This is a genomic window from Pseudanabaena sp. SR411 (assembly GCF_002251945.1).
Taxonomy (GTDB): Bacteria; Cyanobacteriota; Cyanobacteriia; order Pseudanabaenales; family Pseudanabaenaceae; genus Pseudanabaena.
Genome location: NZ_NDHW01000189.1, coordinates 1 through 16018 on the forward strand (window position 1 = coordinate 1; position 16018 = coordinate 16018).

General features: G+C 43.5%; 15 protein-coding genes and 1 tRNA gene. 8 read left to right on the plus strand and 8 right to left on the minus strand.

Features of this window, described 5'->3' with window-relative positions; translation table 11 throughout:
- Nucleotides 1-173: 173 nt before the first annotated feature.
- Both B9G53_RS20055 and B9G53_RS20060 read right to left on the minus strand, forming a co-directional pair.
- Complete coding sequence (locus tag B9G53_RS20055; protein ID WP_094535244.1) at nucleotides 174-878, minus strand: glutathione binding-like protein; 705 nt, start codon at nucleotides 876-878, stop codon at nucleotides 174-176.
- A gap of 151 nt (nucleotides 879-1029) precedes the next feature.
- Nucleotides 1030-2031 carry a bifunctional riboflavin kinase/FAD synthetase gene (locus B9G53_RS20060; protein WP_176453286.1) on the minus strand — a complete coding sequence of 334 codons (1002 nt, stop codon included), beginning with the start codon at nucleotides 2029-2031 and terminating at the stop codon, nucleotides 1030-1032.
- A gap of 162 nt (nucleotides 2032-2193) precedes the next feature.
- Here B9G53_RS20060 and pyk point away from each other — a divergent pair, with 162 nt between their 5' ends.
- From pyk to B9G53_RS20085, 4 genes are all read left to right on the plus strand, one after another.
- The gene (pyk, locus tag B9G53_RS20065; protein ID WP_094535245.1) at nucleotides 2194-3966 is read left to right on the plus strand and encodes a pyruvate kinase; all 1773 of its coding nucleotides are present in this window, start codon (nucleotides 2194-2196) and stop codon (nucleotides 3964-3966) included.
- Nucleotides 3967-4016: 50 nt separating this feature from the next.
- Complete coding sequence (locus B9G53_RS20070; RefSeq protein WP_094535293.1) at nucleotides 4017-5171, plus strand: iron-containing alcohol dehydrogenase; 1155 nt, start codon at nucleotides 4017-4019, stop codon at nucleotides 5169-5171.
- 326 nt (nucleotides 5172-5497) lie between these two features.
- On the plus strand, nucleotides 5498-5968 hold the full coding sequence (locus tag B9G53_RS20080; protein ID WP_094535247.1) for a low molecular weight protein-tyrosine-phosphatase: 471 nt from the start codon (nucleotides 5498-5500) through the stop codon (nucleotides 5966-5968).
- 53 nt (nucleotides 5969-6021) lie between these two features.
- Nucleotides 6022-6612, plus strand: coding sequence for a Uma2 family endonuclease (locus tag B9G53_RS20085; protein WP_094535248.1), 591 nt, complete (start codon nucleotides 6022-6024; stop codon nucleotides 6610-6612).
- 155 nt (nucleotides 6613-6767) lie between these two features.
- Here the strand turns inward: B9G53_RS20085 and B9G53_RS20090 are convergent, their stop codons facing one another.
- Together B9G53_RS20090 and rpmB are read right to left on the minus strand one after the other, a co-directional pair.
- The gene (locus B9G53_RS20090) at nucleotides 6768-7649 is read right to left on the minus strand and encodes a prephenate/arogenate dehydrogenase (protein ID WP_094535249.1); all 882 of its coding nucleotides are present in this window, start codon (nucleotides 7647-7649) and stop codon (nucleotides 6768-6770) included.
- A 49-nt stretch (nucleotides 7650-7698) separates the two neighbouring features.
- Entirely contained in the window at nucleotides 7699-7935 is a 237-nt protein-coding gene (rpmB, locus tag B9G53_RS20095; RefSeq protein ID WP_094535250.1) for a 50S ribosomal protein L28, read from the minus strand.
- A 179-nt stretch (nucleotides 7936-8114) separates the two neighbouring features.
- Between rpmB and B9G53_RS20100 the strand changes: the two genes are divergently transcribed.
- Genes B9G53_RS20100 through dapB form a run of 3 tightly spaced genes read left to right on the plus strand, consistent with a single transcriptional unit; the run spans nucleotide 8115 to nucleotide 9758 of the window.
- Nucleotides 8115-8477 (plus strand): cupin domain-containing protein, encoded by a 363-nt coding sequence (locus tag B9G53_RS20100; protein WP_094535251.1) that lies wholly within the window; start codon nucleotides 8115-8117, stop codon nucleotides 8475-8477.
- Nucleotides 8478-8482: 5 nt separating this feature from the next.
- Nucleotides 8483-8890 (plus strand): hypothetical protein, encoded by a 408-nt coding sequence (locus B9G53_RS20105; RefSeq protein ID WP_094535252.1) that lies wholly within the window; start codon nucleotides 8483-8485, stop codon nucleotides 8888-8890.
- 46 nt (nucleotides 8891-8936) lie between these two features.
- Nucleotides 8937-9758 carry a 4-hydroxy-tetrahydrodipicolinate reductase gene (gene dapB / locus B9G53_RS20110; RefSeq protein ID WP_094535253.1) on the plus strand — a complete coding sequence of 274 codons (822 nt, stop codon included), beginning with the start codon at nucleotides 8937-8939 and terminating at the stop codon, nucleotides 9756-9758.
- A gap of 74 nt (nucleotides 9759-9832) precedes the next feature.
- On the opposite strand, the gene B9G53_RS20115 is transcribed toward dapB, so the two are convergent.
- A tRNA-Glu gene (locus B9G53_RS20115) sits at nucleotides 9833-9905 on the minus strand.
- 107 nt (nucleotides 9906-10012) lie between these two features.
- Nucleotides 10013-10441 carry an NUDIX hydrolase gene (locus B9G53_RS20120; RefSeq protein ID WP_094535254.1) on the minus strand — a complete coding sequence of 143 codons (429 nt, stop codon included), beginning with the start codon at nucleotides 10439-10441 and terminating at the stop codon, nucleotides 10013-10015.
- 264 nt (nucleotides 10442-10705) lie between these two features.
- On the opposite strand from B9G53_RS20120, the gene B9G53_RS20125 reads away from it, so the two are divergent.
- The gene (locus B9G53_RS20125) at nucleotides 10706-11494 is read left to right on the plus strand and encodes a response regulator transcription factor (RefSeq protein WP_369683009.1); all 789 of its coding nucleotides are present in this window, start codon (nucleotides 10706-10708) and stop codon (nucleotides 11492-11494) included.
- Nucleotides 11495-11545: 51 nt separating this feature from the next.
- Here B9G53_RS20125 and B9G53_RS20130 read toward each other — a convergent pair whose 3' ends face one another.
- Nucleotides 11546-14530 (minus strand): ATP-binding protein, encoded by a 2985-nt coding sequence (locus B9G53_RS20130; RefSeq protein ID WP_094535255.1) that lies wholly within the window; start codon nucleotides 14528-14530, stop codon nucleotides 11546-11548.
- A 63-nt stretch (nucleotides 14531-14593) separates the two neighbouring features.
- A complete protein-coding gene (locus tag B9G53_RS20135; RefSeq protein WP_094535256.1) occupies nucleotides 14594-16003 on the minus strand; it encodes an ABC transporter substrate-binding protein in 1410 nt (469 codons plus the stop codon).
- Nucleotides 16004-16018 lie beyond the last annotated feature (15 nt).

Consider the following 16018-nt stretch of genomic DNA (forward strand, 5'->3'; position numbering starts at 1 on the left):
TCCATGTTGGTGGTTTCGTCTTCTTTTTTTTAGGTAACAGAGGTTCTATAATCTCCCACTCTTGATCGCTTAGGCTGCTGCTATATCCCATGTTTGACTCCTTTTTCTACTCTTCCTAAGATACCAAATGGGTTCTATAGATAGATATGATGGGCGGCGCTTCGCGCCTTCCATCATATCCCAGATTTTAAATTTGCTGCGGTTTGACCGAAGAGAATTTTCTTGCTTTCTTCTGTAATTGTTGGTTGACTAGCAAAGGGTTTTGCTTGCTCATAAGCACGAATCACGGCAGGACGCTCACGGATTCTTTCTAGCCATGCTTGCAGATTGGGAAAGTCTTCGAGGTTTTGTTGTTGATGCTTGTGCAGAAGTATCCAAGGATAGCAAGCCATATCGGCGATCGAGTACTCTCCAGCAATATATTCTTTTCCTTCTAGTTGACGATCTAGAACTCCATAAAGACGATTAGTCTCTTTGACATAGCGATCGATCGCATAGGAAATCTTTTCAGGTGCATATTGAGAGAAGTGATGATTTTGTCCCGCCATTGGACCTAAGCCACTCATTTGCCAGAATAGCCATTCCATAACAACTGTGCGATCGCGCAAATTCGATGGTAAAAACTTGCCAGTTTTCTCAGCGAGATATTGCAAAATCGCTCCAGACTCAAATACAGATATGGCTGACCCAGAATCTAATGGATGGCGATCAATAATGGCAGGCATTCGATTATTTGGCGCAATCTTGAGAAAGTCTGGCTGAAACTGCTCACCTACACGAATATCAATGGGATGAATTTCATACTCCATTTCCGATTCTTCTAAAAAGATCGTAATCTTATGACCGTTGGGTGTGGGCCAGTAATAGAGTTCAATCATAAATTTGAGCGCTTAGCTGAATTAGTTAAGATGCTTTTTTATTGTAACGTGGTGACATGGAACACCATTTCCCCAGTTGGATATAAAACCCAAAAGAGAGTTGCGGCGTTCCGCGCCGCAACTCTCTTTTGGGTTTTATATTGGCTATAACTTACGAATGAGCTGTAATAATATGGGCTAGTTTCTGTCGGCTTGAGCCAAGATAGTTTAACGCTGTCTGGCAATCAGCCTGAATCTGAGCTTTGAGGGCATCAAGGGAATCAAACTTCTTTTCAGGTCGAATAAATTTGATCAGGTTTACACTGAGATACTGATCATAAAGATCACCTTGCCAATTAAATAAATGCACTTCAACCGATCGTCGATCACCATCTACAGTTGGACGCAATCCAACATTCATCACCCCTAATATTGGTGATTGTGTAGCTGCATCAGGATGATTGATCGTTGCTTGCACTGCGTACACCCCATCACGCGGCAAACACTTTTGTGTAGGCAGTTCTAAATTTGCCGTGGGGAAGCCTATCGTCCGACCTAAATGCTTGCCTTGCACGACTCTGCCAACAAGGTTATAAGGGCGACCGAGTAGTGAATTAGCTAAATCAATTTCGCCTTGGGCTAGGGCTGTACGAATATTTGAGCTACTGATTCGCACGGGAGGCTGTTCTCCATCTCCGAAACTCATCGTTTGCTCTGGAATAACCGTGAGGCGATCGCCCCAAATGTTTTGTAAATCAGTGATATTACCTTGTCGTTTTTGTCCGAAGTGAAAATCAAAACCGACACTGATTAATTCGACTTGGAGAGAGTCAATTAAAATTTTCTGGATAAATTCGGCAGCCGTGAGTTTAGCAAGATCGGCATCGAAGGGCAGCAAAACTAATTGCTCCACACCAAGGGACTTGAGCAAAGCTACTTTCTCATCAAAGGGGGCAAGTAGCGATCGCTGTCTTTGGCTAAAAAATTCTTGGGGATGCGGCGAAAAAGAAACGACGGTACTGGTTAAATTCGAGTAGCGATCGCGCAAAGATGTCGGCAAAATAGGCACAATCACATGCCGATGTCCCACATGTACGCCATCAAAGTTACCGAGGGCGATCGCAGTGGGACGAGAAATTTGGGTTGGGTCAAAAATTACTCTCACGCTTAACATTTTGACACAATAGAAACCAAAAAATAGAAGACGTGCGAAGCACGTCTTCTATTTTTTGGTAATGGGTACAGTTATGTCGCTCATGCCCCAGAGAGTGACACAACTATGAAGAATTGTCATGAGATTCTGGTATGTTTGAGGTTCGCCGTTAGCTGACAATCCATGACCGTTAGAGAAACTTTTCGTCGCACAAAAATTGTTGCTACTATTGGACCCGCGACTAGTAGCCCCGATATGATTCGCCAGCTTATTGAAGCAGGCGCAAGTACCTTTCGCCTCAACTTTTCCCACGGCACTCATGCTGACCACCATCGCAGCATTTGTAATATTCGCCAAGTGTCAAGCGAACTCAATCAACCTGTGGGCATTTTGCAGGATTTACAAGGGCCCAAAATTCGCCTTGGAGTATTTAAAGAAGGTCCAATTACCTTAAATAAAGGTGACAAGTTTACGCTCACCAGCCGTCAAGTTGACGGTAACTCGGAAATTAGTTGCATTACCTATGACACCCTTGCTGAGGAAGTACCAATCGGTGCAGTAATCATGCTAGATGACGGCAAAGTGGAGATGGTCGTCGAAGCTGTAAATGTGGAATTAGGTGATCTTTATTGTCGCGTGGTCATTGGTGGCACGCTCTCTAACAATAAAGGGGTAAATTTTCCGAACGTGCATTTATTAGTCAGTGCGATGACCGATAAAGATCGCGAGGATTTACGCTTTGGATTGTCCGAAGGGGTGGATTGGGTAGCACTCAGCTTTGTCTGTACTCCTGAAGATGTGCTGGAAGTTAAAGACCTAATTGCCGCTTCAGGTCGCAAGGCTAGTGTTGTAGCCAAAATCGAGAAGCACGAAGCGATCGCCAACATGGAAGCGATTCTCTCGGTTTGCGATGGCGTAATGGTAGCGCGTGGTGATCTTGGCGTAGAAATTCCCGCAGAAGATGTACCGATCGCCCAAAAACAATTAATTAAAACCGCCAATCGCCTCGGCATTCCCGTAATTACAGCGACGCAAATGCTCGATAGCATGGTGAATAATCCGCGTGCAACTCGTGCGGAAATTTCTGACGTAGCCAACGCGATCATCGATGGAACCGATGCGGTGATGCTCTCTAACGAAACTGCGGTGGGTAAATATCCGATCTTGGCTGTGGAAACTATGGCAAGAATCGCGGTTCGCATCGAAAGAGAACAAGATCTGAAAATGCAACCCCTTGAAAGTATGGGACGCGCTGTACCCAATGCGATCAGCCAAGCAGTGGGTAGAATTGCAATTCAACTAAATGCGGCAGCGATCGTTACCCTCACCAAAACAGGCTCTACCGCTCGTAATGTCAGCAAATTCCGTCCACCAATTCCGATTTTGGCAGTTACGCCCAATGTCCAAGTGGCAAGACGCTTACAAATGGTCTGGGGTGTACAGCCGATGGTCTTAATCTCCTTGCCATCAGCCAGACAAAACTTTGAAGCGGCGCTTAATCTTGCTCAAGAGATGAAATTGCTCTCTGCTGGCGACTTAGTGGTTATGTCCGCAGGTACTCTGCAAGATGTGGCGGGTTCTACCGATTTGATCAAAGTCGAATTTGTCTCTTCAGTCGTTGGTAAAGGTTTAAGCATTGGCTCTGGCATAGTTCATGGTCGGGCTAGAGTTGCTTTCCATCACCTTGATGTCCGCGACTTTAACGAAGGCGAAATTCTGGTGATCGATCGCACCGATGCCGACTATATCGAAGTAATTCGCAAAGCCTCGGCAGTAATTACTGAAGAATCCAGCCTTGATTCCCATGCCGTGGTGATTGGTCGCAGGTTGGGTATCCCAATTTTAATTGGCGTACAAAATGCTACAGGCTTCATTCGTGACGGTGAACCGCTAAGCGTTAACTTTAGCAAAGGTATGATCTACTCTGGCTCACGATCAGAAGATCTAGCGTTTTAGCTATATTAAAGTTGATGCTTTGCATCAACTTTAATGTTTTTGAGTTAGTCATGGAAAATTTTGCTTTTTACAATCCAGTCAAGATTTTATTTGGCAAAGGTCAAATTGCGAATATTGGTGGAGAAATCCCCTCTGATGCAAAAATCCTCATCACTTATGGTGGTGGTAGCATCAAAAGCAATGGAGTTTATGAGCAGGTAAAAGCAGCCCTAGCAGGTCGTAACTTTCTGGAATTCGGTGGGATTGAAGCTAATCCACATCTAGAAACTCTGCTCAAAGCGGTGCAACTAATTCGCACCGAAGGGATTGATTTCTTGCTAGCGGTAGGCGGTGGCTCCGTCGTGGATGGTACAAAATTTATTGCTGCCGCCGTTCCCTTTGAAGGCGATCCTTGGGATATTTGTGCCAAACAAGCACCCGTAAAAGCGGCGATTCCCTTTGGGGCAGTATTGACCCTACCTGCCACAGGTTCTGAGATGAATACTGCTTCTGTGGTAACTAAGTGGGAAACTCAAGAGAAACTCTTCTTTTCTAGCCCATTGGTATTCCCTAAATTTTCAGTACTAGATCCTGAAACGACTTACTCTTTGCCTCTTCGTCAGGTCAGTAATGGAATTGTTGATGCCTATGTTCATGTTATGGAACAGTATTTGACATACCCTGCTAATGCGCCATTACAGGATCGGATGGCGGAGTCTATCCTCAAAACCTTGATAGAAGAAGGTCCCAAAATCTTAGCCGATCTCCATAACTACGAAGCTCGCGCCAATGTGATGTGGTGTGCGACGATGGCTCTAAATGGACTGATCGGTGTGGGTGTGCCTCAAGACTGGGCAACACACATGATCGGACATGAGCTAACGGCTCTACATGGTATCGATCATGCTCAAACTTTGGCGATTGTGCTGCCGAACATGCTGACAGTTAGACGCGATCGCAAGCGTCAGAAGCTCTTGCAATATGCCGATCGCGTTTGGGGTCTAGTCGAGGGTACAGAAGAATCACGCATTGATCAGGCGATCGGCAAAACTCGCGAATTTTTTGAAGCTGTCGGTGTTCTCACCTATCTATCAGACTATGGCGTAGGGCTAGATGTGATTCCCAAAATCATCGATCGCTTTGAGAAACGTGGTTTTGTCGCTTTAGGCGAAAATCAAGATGTTACGCCGAAAGTTGTCGAGAAAATTTTAGTGCTTTGTGCTTAACTTCTTTCTATAGCTGCCGTCGATTGTGTTACAGCGCTTTGCGCTCAAACCCAAACCAAGAAAAATTTTGAAAGCGTTGCGAAGCAACGCTTTCAAAATTTTTCTTGTGATTCGTTTGATCGGTAATTGCTTTAGGACAAAAGCAAAACCCAAGAAGAGAATGGCGGCGCTTCGCGCCGCCATTCTCTTCTTGGGTTTTATGTACTAATACAAGTGACAACTATACAAAGGTGCTGTAAAGCCTTACCTTTGTAGAAACCTGAAACGCATTTGTGTGTGGGCGGCAAAGCCGCCCACACACAAATGCAGGATTATGGAATATAAATATGACTAAAAAACTTCTATTTGTTTGCCTCGGAAATATTTGCCGATCGCCTGCGGCGGAAAATATTATGAATCATTTGATTGAGCAGGAAGGACTAGGCGATCACTTTATCTGTGATTCGGCAGGGACTGGCGGCTGGCATGTGGGCGCACTACCTGATCGTCGTATGCGAGCAGCAGCCAAAGAACGTGGCTTAGATTTTGTTGGTTCAGCTAGACAGTTTGAGGCGATGGATTTGCGAGAATTTGATTTGATTCTGGCGATGGATAAAGATAACTATCGCAATATTCTCGCTCTCGATCCGCAGCGAAAATTTACTGACAAGGTAAAAATGATGTGTGACTACTGCGAAACTCACACGGATAAAGAAGTTCCTGATCCTTACTATGGCGGCGCAGATGGATTTAATTATGTGATCGATCTCTTATTTGATGCCTGTGGTGGTCTACTCAAATCTTTAAAAAGTCATTAAAATCTTGCAATGCTCTACTAACCCAAAATCAACAACGAAAAGGAGCAAAATATATGTCTATTTCAGTTATAGAGGCAGCAAGCACATCAAACAAAAAAGTCTGGACAGATGCGGCTTTTATGTCTCTTCCTGATGATGCATGTCATTATGAAATTGTGGACGGAGAACTAGTTGTAATGGGTAATTCAGGAGCATTGCATGGATATATTTCCATTGTCTTGAGTTCGGCTTTGTTTGCGGTTGTCTCCTCTCAAAAGCTAGGGGTACTATTTGATTCGAGTACAGCTTTTAAAATGAAAAATGGCAATAAACGCTCTCCCGATATTTCGTTCTTTGCCAAAGAACGCTTGCAAGGAATTTCAGAACTTCCCACGAGCTTTCTAGAAGGTGCGCCAGATTTGGCGATCGAAATCCTATCCCCTGGTAATACGGTTGAAGAAATTAACACCAAAATCTTAGAATATTTTGAAAATGGAACTCGGTTAGTTTGGGTTGTCAATCCGATCCAACATTACGTTCTAGTCTATCGATCCGCACAAGAACCCGATCACCTTCTGAAACGAGGCGATTTTCTAGATGGCGAGGATGTTATTAATGGGTTTACTTTTCCCGTCGCGGATCTATTTCAAAGCTTGTCCTTTTAGAAACCATTTAAGAATTGTAGTTTTAGCCCCCCTAGCCCCCCAATTCTGGGGGGAACCAGATTTAAGTCCCCCAGAATTGGGGGATTTAGGGGGCTAGACACATAGAGCTTTAATTCTTAAATGGTTTCTTAGCGAAAATCCTAAAACAAATAGATTCAGTCTACATAAAATGGGCGATCGCGTTGAGTGTTAGCTAAAAAAGCTTCTAGTTCTTCCCATTGTTTGTTCTCAATTAAATTGATCACTGCTTGCAAAGATTGCTGATAAGTATGGAGCGATCGCAATACTGCTGATTGATTGTATTCTGCCATTAGTCTCCCTAGTTCAGGATTGCCGCCGCCAACGCGACTAGTATCACGAAATCCAGAACTTGCTAGATTTTGCGCTAATTTTAAAACGCGATCATCACCTTCTTGCTGACAGGAGGCAATTAAACTTGCACTAATCATTACAGGTGCATGGCTAATCATCGCCACAGCGCGATCATGTTCTTCAGGACTACATTCATGGATGTTCATGCCCACTGCTTGCCATAGCGATCGCACTTTCGCCACTGCATCAAGATCATCGCTAGGCGTAACTACACAAGGACGATTTTGAAATAGATTACGTTCGGCGGCTGAGATACCTTGAAAGGCAGTGCCAGCCATCGGATGACTACCGACAAATCGCTGATTAAATTGCTGACAGATTTTTGATGCAGGTTGCACGATCGCATCTTTGACCGAGCCAACATCCGTAAAGATGATATTAGCGGGCAACTTTGGCGCAATTAATGTAATTGTGGACAGGATCGAAGCGATCGGTGTGCAGATGACGACGATATCTGTTTGAGCAAGAATGCGATCGGGAATATTTTCAATATCTATATCAGCGATATTTACGGCGGAAATCGCTTCTGCTTGTTTACAGGTTTCAGGATTGCGGCTAATACCCCACACATAATTTTGAGCTTGGTTATGATCTTGCGTTGAGGCGAGCAGATCTAAGCCTAGCGAACCACCGATTAGTCCTAATCCAACAATACCAATGTTCATAAAATATATTTAGGGTAGCAAGTGCAAAGCACTTGCTACCCTATTTGAGTTAGAACTTGCGGAGGTCAATACCTGCTTCCTTAGCAAATGCTGATAATCCTTTCTTTTGCAAAGTTTTGATGGCTTTGGTGGAAATTTGTAATTTTACAAAACGCTTTCCTTCTTCCCACCAAATTCTTTTGTCTTGTAAGTTTACGTGTTGTAAGTGCTTATGACGCTTGTGTGAGAAAGAAATCGATACGGCATTATTGGCTTTTTTGCCTGTTAGTTGGCATACGCGACTCATAGTACTAGTCTCCTATTTTTTCAGTCCAGCTAACCATAGTACAACCTCAAAGCATACTTAGGCAATCCTAAAAAAATTTCGGCAAGGTGATTAGTTAGACAAACAGCAAGGATATTTAGTCAGAAAATTAAAGTCGCGAATAGATCGACTAATTTCTTGGTAGGAAAGTATAGATACAAATGAGTAATAGCAGAATTTTCAACAGTGCCAAGTTTTTTCAAGAAACAGACGGAGAGCCTATTCGTTCAGTCGTTACAGAGTCTCCAGATACCGTCGTTGTAGCTTGGTATCTTAAGCCAAATCAGGAAATCGCCCCACATATGCATCCTCATGGGCAAGATACTTGGACTATTTTGCAGGGCAAAGGCAAATATTATGTAGATCAACAAGGTACAACTGAACCGATCGCCGCAGGAGATATTGTTATCGCACCCAAAGGCTTTGTTCACGGAGTATTAAACGATGGAGACGAATCATTAGTTTTTATCTCCACCGTTTCACCTGCTAGTGCAGGATATCAACCTGTATTGCTGGGAGCCTAGAAATCGTGAATTGGTTGCTTCAATACTTTGGCAATATTAAGCTCCATAAATTGATTCTTTGGTGCTATCTAATTTGGTATTTAGTGATAGTCAATTTTTATTTTGACCCTACACCGAAGATATGGATCAACTCACTTGGTATCAGTGCAGTAATTGGCACAGCATTATTCTTAGGCGTTTCTTCCAACGATACTGGTAATCGTAAATTAGATTATTGGCAAATATTTAGGCTCTATCTCACACCATTTTGTGTGTCTAGTTTTTCAGCATTAATTAAAGATCAAGGATTTATTATATTCATATCCCCCAATCCTCAAGAAACAATGTGGGCGATATTAAGCTGTGTTGTTTTCCTGTTAGTTGTTTGGATAATTAAATTAGCTAATAGAGCAATTAACCCAGAAATTAGTTAACTTGTGAGCTAAGCTCGTACAACATATTGCTTTCCAGTTTTAATCCATGACTAATAATGCACAAATCCCTGTTGTTGTCTCAGGGGCGACAGGTAAAATGGGGCGCGAAATAATCAAAGCGATCGCCCAAGCGCCAGATATGTATCTTGTAGGAGCGATCGGTCGCAAACACATCGGTGAAGATATCGGTGAAGTGGTTGGTATTGGTGAATTAGAGATACCTGTGACTGACAACCTCGAAGTCGTGCTTGCCCAAGCCTCTCAAGAGTCGCAATTACCAGTAATGGTTGATGTCACACATCCCAGCATTATTTACGACAATATTCGCTCAGCGATCGCCTATGGTGTGCGTCCTGTAGTTGGCACTACGGGCTTAAGCGAACAACAAATTGCCGATCTCGCCATTTTCGCAGACAAGGCAAGTACAGGCTGTATCATTGCCCCAAACTTTTCTGTCGGGGTGATTTTGATGCAACAGGCGGCGATCGCTGCTGCTAAATATTTCCAGCATGTGGAAATTATCGAACTGCACCACAATCAAAAAGCCGATGCTCCGAGCGGCACGGCAATTAAAACCGCACAGATGCTCTCAGAACTAGGTCAATCCTTTAATCCTGCTCTTGTCGATGAAAAAGAACATCTCACGGGTGCAAGGGGCGCAACCTACGGTGAGAATATTCGCATTCATAGTGTGCGTGTACCGGGGGTAGTTGCGCGTCAAGAAGTGATTTTTGGGGCGATGGGTGAAACTCTCAAAATTGAGCATAATGCTAGCGATCGCACCTGTTACATGGCAGGTGTGTTGCTTTGTGTCCGCAAAGTCCTTGCGCTCAAGTCCCTTATTTACGGTTTAGAAAAATTACTATAAAGTTCCACTGCATCTCGCGCAATTGAACAATAAAAAAGCACTTGCAATGCAAGTGCTTTTTTATTGTTCAAAAATACCCCCAGGGGAATTCGAATCCCCGTCGCATCCGTGAAAGGGATGTGTCCTAGGCCTCTAGACGATGGGGGCGTGTTCTTGACCTTTATTAAGATACATACATGACTGAATCTTTGTCAACACTTAAAGCAAACTTTTTTGTATATAGGGAAAATCCAGCACTTCGTGCTGGATTTTCCCTATATTTTGGGGCGAATACCATAGTTGCGATAGCGCCAATAATCTTGCAGAATTTGGGCATGGTCGAAACATAACTGGCTAGGTATTTCCCAAGCTGCAAAGCAACCAACAGACTTAGCATCATCATCAGCCTTTGGTTCGCCCACAGCTTCAGCCATATACACAGCACTAATCGTATGTAGACGCTCATCTCGACTAGGATCTGAATAAATGCCTAGCAGGTCGATTAACTCCACCTGTAGCCCTGTTTCTTCCTGAGCCTCTCGCCTTGCGGCATCTTCGAGATGTTCGCCATAATCGACAAATCCACCCACGATCGCCCAGCCATGAGGTGGATTTAGCCGCTCAATTAGGACAATCGGTTGATGGGGGCGATCGCGCAGGGCAATGATGATATCAACCGTGGGAACAGGATTTCGATAGGTCACTGGATTAGTAATGTTGTTGTAAGTAATGAAAACCCCGATTATTGATGATGCGGCGAAGCCACATCATCAATAATCAGTTCCCTATTTTACGGCGAAGCCTTAATGAATCAGCAAGCTCAACATTATTGTGAACTATAAGGTTTCTGACAGCGCTTTTCGCCATCTAGAGGGTAATTACAGCTACAAAAAACAGCTTGACACTGAGTTATGATGCAATTTCATAATCCGAGAGCTATAGGCATTACTCGGCAGGAGAGTATTTCTTTGATCCCAATCAGCATAGAAATTGTAGAAGGTAATCCGAATCTTGCCTCTCTCTTGGGTTGGCATTTGCAGCAGATTGGCTATTCGGTATTTCAGGCGGTGAGTTGTCAGCAAGCAAAGCTGGTATTTCAAAAACAGCAGCCGAGCTTGGTGATCTTAAGTACCGATCTGCCTGATGGGGATGGTATTGAGTTATGTCGTTGGCTCCATAAGCAAAGAAGTTCCTTAATATTCGTGATTTCATCGCGCACCAATGAATCTGACATTGTGGAAGGTTTAAAGGCGGGTGCGGATGACTATTTGACTAAGCCTTTTGGAATGCAAGAATTTTTGGCAAGGGTGGAGGCGTTGACCCGTAGATTACGCACATCTGCGCCCCCTGCTTGTTTGGACTATGGTGTACTGAAGATCGATTTAGTGCAACGACAAGTGCGTTTAAAGGGAAATGCGATCGATTTAACGCCTCAAGAATTTAGTTTGCTCTATGTTCTCGCGCAATCAGAAGGCTTAGCTCTCAGTCGTGCGGAGCTTTTGCAGCGTGCTTGGCCAGATGAGATTAATAATCCGCGTACTGTAGATACGCATGTTTTATCGTTACGCAAAAAACTTGAGGTTGATCCGCAACAACCCAATTTAATCCAAACAGTACGCAATATTGGCTATCGCTTTAATCCTGAAGCGTTAATGCGATCGCCTTTGCGTCCTAATTCTCAAAATTTAAACAACTCAAATAGCGATCGCCCGCCACAATTCACGGCTCCACCCAGTCGGTCGTTTGCTAAATATTAGTGCAATAAACAACGGCGGCGCGAAGCGCCGCCGTTGTTTATTGGGGTATTTCTATTGGTCAGCAATTAGTAAAAAGCGAATATGTTCCATACTCTGCTCAGCACGAAGAGATTGTACTTGCTCTGCTAACTTGGTGCTAGCAATGATGACATCAGGTTGAGAGGCGATCGCACTGGCGCGTAAATCATCTTGAGGAGAGATTTTAGATGGTAAGAAACCTTGATTTTGCAACATTTCCATCAATAGCTCGATCGAGCCGAAGTTATCTTCAACCACAAGAATCTTTTTGCCCGTAGAAGCCTTACTAGTCAGTAGAATCTCCACCTCGCGCATCAATAGAACCATGTCTAAAGGCTTAGTAATATAACTATCAATACCTAGATGACGACCTTTGTTTTTATCATCTAATACAGAAACAATGATAATCGGAATATCTAAGGTCGCAGGATCGGATTTGAGAATTGCGGCTACATCATAGCCACTAATACCCTCCATCACAATATCAAGGGTAATTAGGTCGGGACGACTTTCTCGCACTTTGGCGATCGCTTCTTGTCCGCTTCCTGCTTCGCGCACAGCATATCCTTTAGCTTCCAATTCCTGCCTGAGTAGGTTGCGGATGCTGGGATCATCATCAATGACAAGAATGTTCTTGGGATGATCAATCGCGCTTTGACCATCATTTTGAGTTTGACCATCAGAAACAACTCTTTTCTTAAGTTGCTCGATGAGAATATCGAAATTAATGGAAGGAAGTTGTTCGGCTCCTGTACTAATTGGCAATGTGAAAGAGAATGTACTACCTTTACCAACTTCACTTTCTACCCAAATTTTGCCGCCATGATGAGCGACGATTTCCTTGGAAATTGGTAGTCCTAGCCCTGTGCCTTGGGGCTTATCCGTCAGCGTATCGCCAACCTGCTTAAACTTCTCAAATACCTTCGGCTGATCGGATTCCGAGATACCCACACCTTGATCGACGACACTGACCACAATAAATTGATTGTCTCGTCTAACTCGGCAGGTGATACAGCCTTGTTCAGTAAACTTCACAGCATTAGAAATGAGATTAATTACAACTTGGATCAGACGATCCTTATCTCCATAGATGTCTGGCAAATCAGCTTCAATTTCTCGCACTGGCGCTAATCCCTTCTGCTCAAAGAGTGCTGAAGTTGCGGAGAAAGCTCGATCAATTACTTCGGTAATTGCCATTGGTTGCATATTCCATTGCATTTTACCCGCTTCGATTTTGGCAACATCTAGAACTTCATTAATTAGCTTGGTGAGGCGTGTTCCCTCAGATACAATAATTTCAATGTTTTCCGTAACTTGGCGCACACTTCGGTTCACTTTCTTGTCATCGGTCTGGATTAGAGGAAATATGGACTCTTCCAGCTTTTTCTGAATTAATTTAGCAAATCCCAGTACCGAAGTAAGTGGTGTTCGTAACTCATGGGATACTGTGGAAATGAAGTCTGTCTTCATCCGATCCACTTCTTTCTCGGCAGTAATATCGCGAATGAGAATTACCGTACCTAAATAATTTGTTCCCAAAGGAGTTTGTTCTGAGATATGTTCTTCGCCAAAGATCGAAGTAGCAACTGCTTTGCCAATACGACGATCAGGTAGAGAAAACTCTTCACTAAAGACTTGTTTGGGATTTTCTCTCGTATTTGTCACTAGATTAGTGATTTCTTCCGCTTTAAATATTTCTTTATAACTTGCAGCCTTAGAAATAGCTTTACTGCTGATACCGATCATGCCTGCAAGCGCTGGGTTAAATTGGGTAATTTGATCTTCGCTATTAACTACCACCAATCCATCCACCATATTGTCGATAATTGCTTTGATCTCACTAGTACGCTGCTCGACTTTCTGCTCCAATGTCCGACTGTAATCAGCTAATTGTTCACCAGAAGCTTTAAGTTGTGAGGTCATTTGATTAAACGCGATCGCCAAAATCCCAATTTCATCTTCCGTTAGCACAGGTGCTTGTGAATCCAGATTACCTCCAGAAACTTGATTCGCAGCATCGGCGATCGCTAAAATTGGCTGAGAAATTCTTCGTGCAATCAAGTACACAGCTGTCAATAAGATACCAGCCGAACTTAATCCGATCAGTAAAATATCGCGAGCAAGGCGATCGGCTGGCTCAAAGGCTTCGGACTGTGATATTTCTGCAAGTAAAGCTAGATTGAGGTTGTCAATCCAAATATAACTGCCTAGCACAGGAACAGTTTTATAGTTTTTATACAGCCCTTCCCCATCTTTTCCTAAGGCGGCGGCGGCAATACCTTCACTTGTGATATCTTTGGCAAGTTGCTGATTATCTGCTCCTGCTCCTGAAATTAGAACGTTTTTAGCGGTCAATCTACCGACTAAGTAGGTTTCGCCACTAGCCCCTAATCCTGTACGTTCGCGAATGATATCATCTACCCCTTGCAAATCTAGATCAACTGCAACGACACCAATGCGATCGCCTGATTTATTAATTAAAGGAGCCGCAAAAGTCATCGCCGCCTTGCCTGAAATTGGCGATATATAGAAATTAGGAACAATAACGCGGGATTGGTCGCGAGTAAAGTAAGTAGTGGTATTGCCGAGAGGCTGATATTTTCCTTCTTTCTGTTTGTCGGTGGAAACAATTGTAATCCCATTATTAGTTAGGATCGAAATCTGACGAATATTTGGTTTGACTGAGGATACATCCGCCATAAACTTTTGGAGAGATTCCACAGCCGATTTAAACTCTGGAGATTCGCGATCCTTCGTAAAAGTGATTTCAGAATTAACGAGGAGATCTGGTAACTGCGTCATCAAAATTACATCACGCCGTTGATTATCAACCCATTGATTTACTTGAGCTTCCTTTAGTGATGTGGCTACTGCGAGTCGGTCAATTACGGATTTTCTCAGAGCGTCACGACTGCGCGTATTCGCACTTACAGCAACGACTAAAACTGTGACAATCGACAGAACCGAAAAATATGCCACAAGTTGTAGCAGCAAGCGTTTCTTAAATTGGTTGATCATCTTCTATACTCACTTTACTAACGATTCTGAAGGGTATGATAGGCGCGCCACCTACCATCCAAATCATTTCCACTGGGTGAAAATAGACTTAATTTGGGCGATCGCTTCATCGGCGGCTTGCTCAGGGGTACTCTTGCCTGTCGCCACTGATTTTATGGTTTTCCCCCATATTTGCTTTGCGCCCACTTCCGAATAGGCAGGATTTTGGGCTGTATAAAAAGATTTCGTATTCTGGAATTGCTTTGTTGCTGCCAAGATGTGTGGGTCTTTGGAATCTTTATAGTAGGGGTCTTCCAATAATTTTGGCATGGTCGGGAAATATCTTCCTCCAGCACCCTTCAAATAGGTGAGCAAATTATCAGGTTGGATAATGTGGGATAGCAAATTTTTAGCAAGTTCTTGCCTTGCTTTTTCCTTGGCAACATCATCCTTGTTGTCCGTAGGGTTAGTGGTCGCAAATATAACCGCCTGTTTCACCGCAACTAAATAGTTGAGAGGTTTCCCATCGGGGGCAAGCGGCCATTCTGTGGTCACTAATTTTTTGTTGTACACCTCCTGATCAAACTGTTGCGATGCAGGGATAGACAAGCCTGGGTTGGTGGTCATGAATGAATTGCGACTCAGAAATACTTGATTATTGTCAGCATCTGTCCATTGCACAGCAGTAGGCGGTACATGTTTACTCTTGTAAAATCCTGCATACTTTGTCAATGCAGCAATAACACCTTGGCGACTTTGAGTGCTATCAACTTTCAGTTGTCCATTGTCATCCAGTAACTCGACCCCATAGGCAGTGAGGAACTGCTCAAACATGAAAATCACATCCGTACCTTCGGCAGACATGGGTAGTCCGATCCCATAGAGATCTTTTTTACCTTTGTTGTTAGCGCGTTCTTGTGCTGTTTCCCAAAATTTCCAAAAGCTATCCCAATCCTTAGGGATACTAGTGTCAGTCATTCCGACATCAACAAGGAGATCGCGCCAATAATGTAAACCTGCTGATAATTGGGCGATCGGGACAGCATAGTAAGCAGGCTTAGGATTGGCGCTATTTTTATAGGCGACAGCTTTGAGAGCGATCGGGCTAAATAGATTTTTAACAGGTTCAACAACGTCAGAAACATCTACTAATTTATTTTGCCATGCTAATTTTGGATAGAGGGCAAACTCGGCGGTATTACTAAATAAGATATCGGGTGGATTGCCGTTGTCGAGGGCATTTTCAGCATCACGGTTAATCGATCCATCATTATAAAAAGTGATCTCCACCTTGGTATTATTCTTTTTTTCCCACTCCGCTACAATTTGTGAAAGAGCCTCAGTCTCAGCAGGATAGAAGCTTTGAATCCACCAAACACGAAACTTAGAACTTTTTTCAGGAGTTCGATAATTTAAGACTGTGGAATTACTACAGGCTGCCAAACCCAAACCTGCTAGAGACAGAGATAATTGATTAAACTGACGACGAAGCATAGGTTTTTAAGATAA

Coding starts and splice junctions, on each gene's coding strand:
- dapB (WP_094535253.1), top strand. CDS start 8,937: ATGACTAATAATGCACAAATCCCTGTTGTTGTCTCAGGGGCGACAGGT.
- pyk (WP_094535245.1), top strand. CDS start 2,194: ATGACCGTTAGAGAAACTTTTCGTCGCACAAAAATTGTTGCTACTATT.
- B9G53_RS20085 (WP_094535248.1), top strand. CDS start 6,022: ATGTCTATTTCAGTTATAGAGGCAGCAAGCACATCAAACAAAAAAGTC.
- B9G53_RS20060 (WP_176453286.1), bottom strand. CDS start 2,031: ATGTTAAGCGTGAGAGTAATTTTTGACCCAACCCAAATTTCTCGTCCC.
- B9G53_RS20135 (WP_094535256.1), bottom strand. CDS start 16,003: ATGCTTCGTCGTCAGTTTAATCAATTATCTCTGTCTCTAGCAGGTTTG.
- B9G53_RS20080 (WP_094535247.1), top strand. CDS start 5,498: ATGACTAAAAAACTTCTATTTGTTTGCCTCGGAAATATTTGCCGATCG.
- B9G53_RS20130 (WP_094535255.1), bottom strand. CDS start 14,530: ATGATCAACCAATTTAAGAAACGCTTGCTGCTACAACTTGTGGCATAT.
- B9G53_RS20055 (WP_094535244.1), bottom strand. CDS start 878: ATGATTGAACTCTATTACTGGCCCACACCCAACGGTCATAAGATTACG.
- B9G53_RS20070 (WP_094535293.1), top strand. CDS start 4,017: ATGGAAAATTTTGCTTTTTACAATCCAGTCAAGATTTTATTTGGCAAA.
- rpmB (WP_094535250.1), bottom strand. CDS start 7,935: ATGAGTCGCGTATGCCAACTAACAGGCAAAAAAGCCAATAATGCCGTA.
- B9G53_RS20090 (WP_094535249.1), bottom strand. CDS start 7,649: ATGAACATTGGTATTGTTGGATTAGGACTAATCGGTGGTTCGCTAGGC.
- B9G53_RS20100 (WP_094535251.1), top strand. CDS start 8,115: ATGAGTAATAGCAGAATTTTCAACAGTGCCAAGTTTTTTCAAGAAACA.